Source organism: Caballeronia sp., assembly GCF_049581465.1.
Taxonomy (GTDB): domain Bacteria; phylum Pseudomonadota; class Gammaproteobacteria; order Burkholderiales; family Burkholderiaceae; genus Caballeronia.
Genome location: NZ_JBAUSA010001210.1, coordinates 1 through 9,141, shown reverse-complemented (window position 1 = coordinate 9,141; position 9,141 = coordinate 1). Strand labels below are relative to the sequence as shown.

The window sequence follows — 9,141 nt, the reverse complement described above, 5'->3', positions numbered from 1 at the left end:
GCTGATCGGCGCGACCGGATGCCCGAACGTGTACGAGCGCTCGGATGTATCGATTCGGCTGAAGGAAGGGCTGGAACCGATCACCGGCTTGCTGGCAGGCGACGCGCCGCCCGCCACGCTGATCGCGAACGAAGGCGGCGTTCGGTATCACATCGATGTCGAGCGCGGCCATAAGACCGGCTTCTACGTCGATCAACGCGACAATCGCGCGCTGGTCCGCCAATACGCCGAAGGCCGCGACGTCCTGAATTGCTTCTGCTATACAGGCGGTTTTTCGCTTGCGGCGTTGAAGGGCGGCGCGAAACGCACGGTTTCCATCGATTCTTCCGGCGACGCCCTCGCACTTGCGCAGCAAAACGTGAGCGCGAACGGCATCGACCCGGAACGCGCTCAATGGCTTGACGCGGACGCGTTCAAGACCTTGCGCCGGCTCTACGATGAAGGTGAGCGCTTCGACCTGATCGTCCTCGATCCGCCGAAGTTCGCGGCATCGCGAGAACACGTGGACCGCGCCGCACGTGCCTACAAGGACATCAACCTGAGCGGTTTCAAGTTGTTGCGACCCGGCGGCCTGCTTTTCACGTATTCGTGCTCGGGCGCGATCGACGCGGACCTGTTCCAGAAAATCGTCGCGGGCGCCGCAGCCGATGCAAAAGTCGATGCGCGCATCCTGAAACGCCTCGGTGCGGGCGTCGACCACCCGCTTCTGACCGCGTTTCCCGAAGGGGAATACCTGAAAGGGCTATTGTTGCAAATCGCCTGATCGTCCATAGTTTCGGGTTCTTGCAACCCGAAACGAGCGCGCTCACGAGCGGCGTGAAAAGCGCCCGCGTGACAAATATGTTTCAATAATCCACTAAGCGCGTGTTTTGAAACCCTTTCAAAAGCACGCCACGCACTCCTTCGACATCAAAGAACAGGCGACCATCATGATTCCCGTAACCATCCTGACCGGCTTTTTGGGTAGCGGCAAAACCACGTTGCTCAAGCGCATCCTGAACGAGAAGCACGGCATGAAGATCGCCGTGATCGAGAACGAGTTCGGCGAAGAAAACATCGATACCGAGATCCTCGTCCAGGAAACGAACGAGCAGATCATCCAGATGAGCAACGGCTGCATCTGCTGCACGATCCGCGGCGACCTGGCACGCGCGCTCGAAGACCTCGCCGATCGCAAGAAGGCCGGCACGCTGGACTTCGATCGCGTGGTGATCGAGACCACGGGCGTGGCGAACCCGGGTCCTGTCGCGCAGACGTTCTTCATGGACAACAGCATCGCCGATTCGTTTTTGCTCGACGCAATCATCACGCTGGTCGATGCCAAGCACGCCAATCAGCAACTCGACGAACACGAAGTCGTGCAGCGGCAAGTGGGTTTCGCGGACCGTCTGTTCATCACGAAGTCCGATCTGGTGGACGCTGACGCGCTCGATTCGCTCAAGCATCGCCTGATCCGCATGAATCCGCGCGCCGCGATCAAGGTGGTGAATTTCGGCGAAGCGGACATCAAGGAAATCTTCGATTTGCGCGGCTTCAACCTGAACACAAAGCTCGAGATCGATCCGGATTTCCTGGCCGAAGATGACCACGACCACGCTCATGACGACGATCACGACCACGCGACCTGCGGCCACGATCACAGCCATGACCACGCGCATCACCATCACGCGCATCACGACGACAAGATCAAGTCGTTCGGGTTTCGCAGCGAGCGCGCGTTCGATCCGAACCGGCTAGAAGACTTCCTCGGCGGCATCCTGCAGATCTATGGCGAACGCCTCCTTCGCTACAAGGGCGTGCTCTATATGAAGGGCGTCGACCGGAAAGTGGTGTTCCAGGGCGTGCATCAGATGATGGGCAGCGACCTCGCCGGCAAATGGCAGCCGATCGAAAAGAAGAACAGCAAGATGGTGTTTATTGGTATCGAGTTGCCGCAAGACCTGATTACCGATGGCCTGACCGCCTGCCTGGTCTGATCCGCCAAGCGCAATCGAACCCGATCAAACCTGATCAACGCGTGAAGCCGCCCTGCGGCTTCACGCGCTCCCCGCCCAAGCCCTCGCGTTCGGCACACTTCTCGCTATTTCTCCCCTGCAAGGCAACCGATCCGACACGCTCGCGAGGCTAAAATCCCTTCGCTCATCGGATGGCGTGGTTTTTTCGCGATGAAAGCTGTTGCAATCGGTATTCGCATCCTCCAAGAATCATCGCTTTTTGAACGTCATCGCGTTATATTTTTGAGATATCGAACGAATCGACGCAGCGTTTTGCTTGGTTGTCTTGTGCAATTGCGATTCAGTTACAATACGACCCCGTTGAAGAAGGCAATAATCCGTGTAGTCCGCGCAATAAGGCTGACTGGTCGGAAGTGGCACTGGAAGGCTGCTTTTACGCGCCACGCGACGCACTGGAATTTATCGGTGCTTCGCGCGTCGTGCGCGGGGATGCAAGCGAAGGCGACGGTGTTTCGGGTTATTGGAATACCGCACGGTTCACTTGATGATCCGTTTCCAGAGGAGTTGGGCCCCGCAGTGGCGCTTTTTGGCGTCATGGCAGAGACGCTGGCACAAGCGCATAACGCGCGATAATCCGGCCCCTGTCGGCGGGTAAACGCAGAATTGCGGGTTGTCCGAGCGGCGGCGACCGCGGTGAGCGACTGCGAAGATGGCGAACGACATCGCCCCACCTTGAAGAAGTAAGCCAGATGACGACGAAACGACTCTTGAACGAAGACGAAATCCTGAAGATGGGCGACAAGGATTACATGAACGAAGATCAACTCGCGTTCTTCAGGAGCCGGCTGGAGCAGTTGCAGGCCGACATTCTTAAGAATGCGGGCCAAACGACGGAGAACCTGCGGGAAACGGTTATTGTTCCTGATCCGGCGGATCGCGCAACGATCGAGGAAGAACACGCCCTCGAACTTCGCACGCGCGATCGGGAGCGCAAGCTGCTGAAGAAAGTGCAGCAGTCGCTGGCGCGCATCGAGTCGGGCGATTATGGCTGGTGCGAGGAAACGGGAGAGCCAATCGGCATTCCGCGCCTGATCGCGCGCCCGACAGCCACGCTCTCGCTGGAAGCGCAAGAACGACGCGAATTGCGCCAGAAGCTGTTCGGCGACTGATTGGAATGAGTGGGCGGACGCTGCGGCGTTGACCGCGGCGGGAAACGCGCCGACTATAGATTCCTGAATAAACGAAAGGCACACGCTAAAAACGTGTGCCTTTTTGTTTTTGTGCGTGGCTCTGGGGTTCTCCCGATGCCGCTTGCGCCAAGCCACCCCACGATATCAATCGCAAGATCGCGCGCGAGCGTCTTGATAATTTCGGCGACGCCCTAAAATGGATAAAACGCGTTTGTCCGGCGCGGGCGTGTCGCAGCTTGCTTGAGCGCAGCACCATGGCGCCCTCGGTGCTTCACGTCCCCAACGAATTTCCGGTCGCGCGGCGGCACGCGTGCCAACGAGACGCCCGCCGCGCCCACTCCGCCTTCAAAGGAATGTACATGGAACAGTTTCACGGCACGACCATCGTTTCCGTCCGACGTGGCGGCCAAGTCGCCCTCGGCGGCGATGGCCAGGTCACGCTTGGCAATATCGTGATGAAAGGCGGCGCTAAAAAAGTGCGGCGCATTTTTGGCGGCAAGGTGCTGGTTGGTTTTGCGGGCGGCACCGCGGACGCGTTTTCGCTCCTCGACCGCTTCGAAGCCAAGCTGGAGAAGCATCAGGGCAACCTGACGCGCGCCGCAGTCGAACTCGCGAAGGATTGGCGCACCGACCGCATGCTGCGTCGGCTGGAGGCCATGCTGATCGTGGCCGACGCCCAGACCACGCTGGTCATTACCGGCAATGGCGACGTCCTCGACCCCGAAAACGGCATCTGTGCAATCGGTTCGGGCGGCGCGTATGCGCAGGCCGCCGCGCAAGCGCTCACCGAAAACACCGAACTCTCGCCACGCGATATCGTTGAAAAGGCACTGACGATTGCAGGCGACATGTGCATTTATACGAACCACAATCGCGTCATCGAGACGATCGAGTAACGGACAGATTAGCCAAAGGATCTAAACGATGACCACCATGACTCCCGCCGAGATCGTCTCGGAACTCGACAAACACATCATCGGCCAAGGCCGCGCGAAAAAGGCCGTGGCAGTCGCGCTGCGCAACCGCTGGCGCCGCCAGCAAGTCGCTGAACCACTGCGACAGGAAATCACGCCCAAGAATATCCTGATGATCGGACCGACCGGCGTCGGCAAGACGGAGATTGCGCGCCGACTGGCGAAGCTCGCGGACGCGCCGTTCATCAAGATCGAAGCCACGAAGTTCACCGAAGTCGGCTACGTGGGTCGCGATGTGGATAGCATCGTGCGCGATCTGATCGAGATCTCAGTCAAGCAGACGCGCGAAACCGAGATGCGCAAAGTGCGCTCGCGGGCCATCGACCGCGCGGAAGACCGGATTCTCGATATCCTTGTGCCGAGCGGGCGCGCGGTAGGTTTCGGCACGTCGGATACCAGCGACGACTCCGGAAACAGCACGCGCCAGACGTTTCGCAAGCGCTTGCGCGAAGGTCTGCTCGATGAAAAGGAAGTGGAGATCGACATTGAGGCGCCGCAATCCAGCATGGACATCATGGGGCCGCCGGGCATGGAGGAAATGACCGACCAGATTCGTTCAATGTTCGCGAATATCGGCAGCGGCAGGAAGACCCAGCGCAAGGTGAAGGTCAAGGAAGCGCTGAAACTGCTCACCGATGAGGAAGCCGGCAAGCTGCTGAACGACGAAGAGGTCAAGACGAAAGCGGTGCAGAACGTCGAGCAGAACGGTATCGTTTTCCTCGATGAAATCGACAAGATCGCGTCGCGCAGCGAGGTCGGCGGTGCCGAAGTATCACGGGCGGGCGTACAGCGCGATTTGCTGCCGCTGGTGGAAGGCACCACGATCAGCACGAAGTACGGAATGATCAAGACCGATCACATCTTGTTTATCGCGAGCGGTGCGTTCCATTTGGCGAAGCCGAGCGACCTGATTCCCGAACTGCAAGGGCGGTTCCCGATTCGCGTCGAGCTGGATTCGTTGTCCGTGGAAGATTTCGAATCGATCCTGAATACGACCGACGCCAGCCTGGTCAAGCAATACACTGCGCTTCTGGCCACGGAAGACGTCGAGCTGAATTTCAGCGCGGACGGGATCAGGCGCATGGCCGAGATTGCGTTTTCCGTGAATGAGAAGACCGAAAACATCGGCGCGCGGCGGCTTTACACGGTGATCGAAAAGCTGCTGGAAGAGGTATCGTTCGCGGCCGGGAACCACGCGGGACAGCCGGTGCATATCAACGCAGCTTACGTCGATAAAGCCCTCAGCGACGTTGCGGGCGACGAAGACTTGTCGCGATACGTGCTGTAATCCCAAGCGCGGACCAGTCAAGGGCGGCCCGAATTCGAGCCGCCCTTTTTGTTTGTTCAGACGAGGCTGTTCACTGCCTCACTGGCTTCTTCGCCAGCTTGCGCTGCAACGTCCGCCGATGCATGTTCAGCGCACGAGCCGTCGCTGAAATGTTGTTGCCGTTTTCGGCGAGGACGCGCTGAATGTGCTCCCATTCCAGCCGCGCGACCGACAACAGCGCCGGATGCTCGATTGCCTCCTCGGCCGTCTGTTCGCTCGCCTCTTCCTGCAACGCCGACAAAATCGTTTCGACGTTCGCCGGTTTTGCGAGGTAATTGTCGGCGCCATCTTTCACGGCCTGCACCGCCGTCGCGATACTTGCATAACCCGTCAGGACCAAAATCCGTGCGTCAGGCTGAAGGTCACGTAGCGGCGCAACCAGCGTCAGCCCGGAATCGTTGCCGAGATGTAAATCCACTGTGATTTGCCCGAACTTGATCTGATTCGCCAGCTTCAACGCGGCGGCGGCATCGTGCGCCTGATGCGGGGTGTAACCACGCCGCGTCAGGCCGCGCGCGAGGATGCCAGAAAAGACCTCATCGTCGTCGATGACCAAAAAATTCGTGTCGCCCATCTTATTTCTCCGTGATGACGGAAGCGGCAATGCCGCGGCCCGTCTGTGCTACTCGTTCTTGTGGCCCCGCCTCGCCCGTGTTGGCGAGGCGCAATATGGCGTGTGTGCCGTGCGGGCTGACAGCGGCGAGTTCGATCGATCCCCCGAGGCGTGTTGCCGCTGAAAAGGCCAGATATAAGCCAACGCCGTGACCACCCTGCGTGCTGTCGACGGGTGCAGCACCGAGCACGCCGCGTAACGCGGCCGGAATGCCCGGCCCTTCGTCTCGAACGTCGAACTCGATGACGGAGTCGCCGAGATGCATTGCCGCCGATACCGCGAGCGTGACGGAGTCGCTGCTCGCCCGCGCCGCATTATCCAGCAGAATCGTAAGGATCTGACCTACCGCGACGGGGTCATCGACGAAAAGCTGCGCGCTCGCTAATCCGTCCGCGCCAGACTCCATCAACTCGAAACGCACCTCCGGATGGCGCAACCGCCATTGCGCGACAAATCCGCGCAGCCAGTCGTCCAGGGGTTGCCGCGTCGCCGGACCCGTCGCGCGGCTGCGCAAGCGCGCCAACGCAGAGGTGCACAAACTCATCTGTTGTTCGAGCAGCTCGAAGTCGCCCGCGTAGGGCGCAAGGTGCGCGTCGTTGCGAGCGGACACCCGCAATTCCTCGGCCAACATCGCAATAGTCGAGAGCGGCGTGCCGATTTCGTGCGCAACGGTTGCGGCCTGCACGCCCAGCGCCACGGCACGTTCGTCGCGCAGCAACCGTTCCTTGGCATCGGCGAGAGCGAAATCGCGGACCCGCAACGCCCGCGACATGCGCGCCACGAACCAGCCGATCAGACCCACGCTCACCATGAAATTAACCCACAGGCCCGTGCGGAAATAGTCGAACAGATTCAACGGATTTTCGATATTCAGTGGCACGAAGTTATAGGTCAGCAGCGCGTAGCAAGCGACGGCGAATAGCGCAAGCCACACCATCAACGTCCAGGGCAGCACGGCCGACGCGATCGCGAGGGAAGGCAGGTATAGCGTGACAAAGGGGTTGGTCGCACCGCCGGATAAAAACAGCAATGCCGACAGTGCGCCAAGATCGACCCATAGTTGCCCGAACAATTCCAGATTCGTTTCAGCGCGCCCACCCGCCACGCGTATCCATGTCATTGCATTGAACAATACCTCCAGGCCAACGACGGTCAGCATGGCAGCTAACGGCAGATGCGCACCGTAAAACGTCTGGACGACGGCGATGGTCACCAGTTGCCCGATGATTGCCAGGCTCCGCAGCCAAAAAAGGTGGCCGAGATTAACGCGGCCTGTGTTCGTTATCCGGTGCATCGCAGTAAATTTCACCTCACATTTCAGATTAGTCTAATGGCCCAAGTGGCTCCCTTGCCGCACCATCATCGGTTGACTCGTACATGGCGGCCCGGCCGCATACTCAAATGACCCGCAGCCCCTTGTCGTACCCCGTTGAAACAACGCCCCAGCTCGATCACCCCGCGAACGCCATTATCGCGCCCATCGTCGCGACATTCCTGCTGAACGCCCGAACCATGAACGCGAAAAACGCGCAGGTAGAGCGCGCGGTGTGGTTGCAAGCCGCGCTGACGATGCGGCCCGATCTCGTGGACGCGGCTCTTGAACTCGTCGACGCCCTGCTTAAACAAGGCCGCCGCGAGGGCGCCACTCAACTTGCGGCCGAACTCGTCGATCAAAATCCGCAACACGCGCCCGCGCTCTGGCATCTCGGCTACGCGTTGCAACTCGCGGGACGCCATGCTGACGCCATCCAGTTCTACGAACGGGCTCACGCGATCAACGCTGACGTGCCTACGCTGCGTAACAACCTGGCCGTGGCATATGAGCTTTGCCATCGCGAGGACCAGGCGCTGGCGCTGCTGGAAGAAGCCGTCGCCGCGAATTCCGCCGATATCGAAGCGTGGACGAATTTGACGCGCATGTATCCGCGCCGCCACGAACTCGAACACTCACTCGCGGCCGGCAAGCGGGCGGTACAGATTCAGCCGTCGAATGTGCTTGCGCTATCCAACTACAGCCTCGCGCTGAAAGAAGCGCAGCGTTGGCAAGACGCCACGGATACCGCGAAAGCCGCCGTCGATCTCTCTCCGGAAATCGCACGTTTCCCGTTCAATCTTTCGATTCTTGACCTTGTGCAACGCAATTACGCGCGCGGCTGGGCGAACTTCGAATCGCGGTGGGACGGATCGGGCGAACTGCGCGACCAGCATCCCGCTTTCTCGGCACCGCGCTGGAACGGCGAATCGCTACGTGGCAAAACGGTGTTGTTGTGGGGCGAGCAAGGTTTCGGCGATGCGCTGCAGTTTTCGCGCTTCGTGCCAATGCTTGCCAAACAGGTTCATGCTCAGGGCGGCACGCTCGTGTGGGCGGCCTTCGCGGCGCTGCATCCGTTGCTGGCGCGCACGGCGCCGAAGAACGTCGAGTGCCTGCCGCACAACGGACCGTTGCCCGCGTTCGATTTCCACTTTCCGCTGTTGAGCTTGCCGCTGCATTTCGCCGTGGAAGAGGACACGATTCCGGCCAAGCGCGCGTATCTTTCTGCGGATACCGAGCGCGTGACCGAATGGCGCGCCGAGTCCGCGAGCGATAAGCGCTTGCGCGTCGGTCTGGTTTGGAGCGGTAGCGAAGGCCATCAGCGCAACATGTTCCGCAGCGTGGGCATCGACCGGTATGCGCGCGCGTTTAGCAGGATCGAAAACGTGGCGTTTTTCTCCTTGCAGAAGGAAGGGATGGGTGCGCTTTCAGAGGCACGCAAAGGCGGATTTGAAATCGTCGATCGTACGGGCCAGTTCGAAACCTTTGACCATACCGCCGCGTTTATCGACTCGCTCGATCTGGTCATTACGGTTTGTACAAGTGTCGCGCATCTTTCTGCGGCGCTAGGCAAGCCAACCTGGGTTCTCCTCGATGTCAATCCGCATTGGGTCTGGCAACTTGAACGCACCGACAGCCCCTGGTATCCGACCGCGACGTTGTATCGGCAGAAAAATTTTTCGCAATGGGACCCGGTGATGGACGACGTTGCCCGCGACCTGGCTGCGCTTGCAGCGCACCACAAGGGCTCGGCGCCGCGTAAGCGTGCGG

At 59.9% G+C, this 9,141-nt stretch carries 8 protein-coding genes; 6 read left to right on the top strand and 2 right to left on the bottom strand.

Annotated elements, in window-relative coordinates:
* The 5 genes from WCA53_RS29645 to hslU all read left to right on the top strand — a co-directional run.
* The coding region (locus WCA53_RS29645) for a class I SAM-dependent rRNA methyltransferase (protein ID WP_423919656.1) at positions 1–763 on the top strand (763 nt) is incomplete at its 5' end.
* A 166-nt stretch (positions 764–929) separates the two neighbouring features.
* Positions 930–1,976, top strand: coding sequence for a CobW family GTP-binding protein (locus tag WCA53_RS29640; RefSeq protein WP_423919653.1), 1,047 nt, complete (start codon positions 930–932; stop codon positions 1,974–1,976).
* 728 nt (positions 1,977–2,704) lie between these two features.
* Positions 2,705–3,124, top strand: a complete 420-nt coding sequence (gene dksA / locus WCA53_RS29635) for an RNA polymerase-binding protein DksA (protein WP_423919650.1) — start codon at positions 2,705–2,707, stop codon at positions 3,122–3,124.
* Positions 3,125–3,504: 380 nt separating this feature from the next.
* On the top strand, positions 3,505–4,041 hold the full coding sequence (hslV, locus tag WCA53_RS29630) for an ATP-dependent protease subunit HslV (protein ID WP_423919646.1): 537 nt from the start codon (positions 3,505–3,507) through the stop codon (positions 4,039–4,041).
* Between the two features lie 28 nt (positions 4,042–4,069).
* Positions 4,070–5,407, top strand: a complete 1,338-nt coding sequence (gene hslU / locus WCA53_RS29625; RefSeq protein WP_423919641.1) for an ATP-dependent protease ATPase subunit HslU — start codon at positions 4,070–4,072, stop codon at positions 5,405–5,407.
* Between the two features lie 70 nt (positions 5,408–5,477).
* Here hslU and WCA53_RS29620 read toward each other — a convergent pair whose 3' ends face one another.
* Positions 5,478–6,020 (bottom strand): response regulator transcription factor, encoded by a 543-nt coding sequence (locus WCA53_RS29620; RefSeq protein WP_423919637.1) that lies wholly within the window; start codon positions 6,018–6,020, stop codon positions 5,478–5,480.
* Between the two features lies 1 nt (position 6,021).
* Positions 6,022–7,353: an ATP-binding protein gene (locus WCA53_RS29615; RefSeq protein ID WP_423919659.1), complete on the bottom strand. Its 1,332-nt coding sequence runs from the start codon at positions 7,351–7,353 to the stop codon at positions 6,022–6,024.
* A gap of 107 nt (positions 7,354–7,460) precedes the next feature.
* Between WCA53_RS29615 and WCA53_RS29610 the strand changes: the two genes are divergently transcribed.
* A partial coding sequence (locus tag WCA53_RS29610; RefSeq protein WP_423919634.1) for a tetratricopeptide repeat protein occupies positions 7,461–9,141 on the top strand: 1,681 nt, incomplete at its 3' end.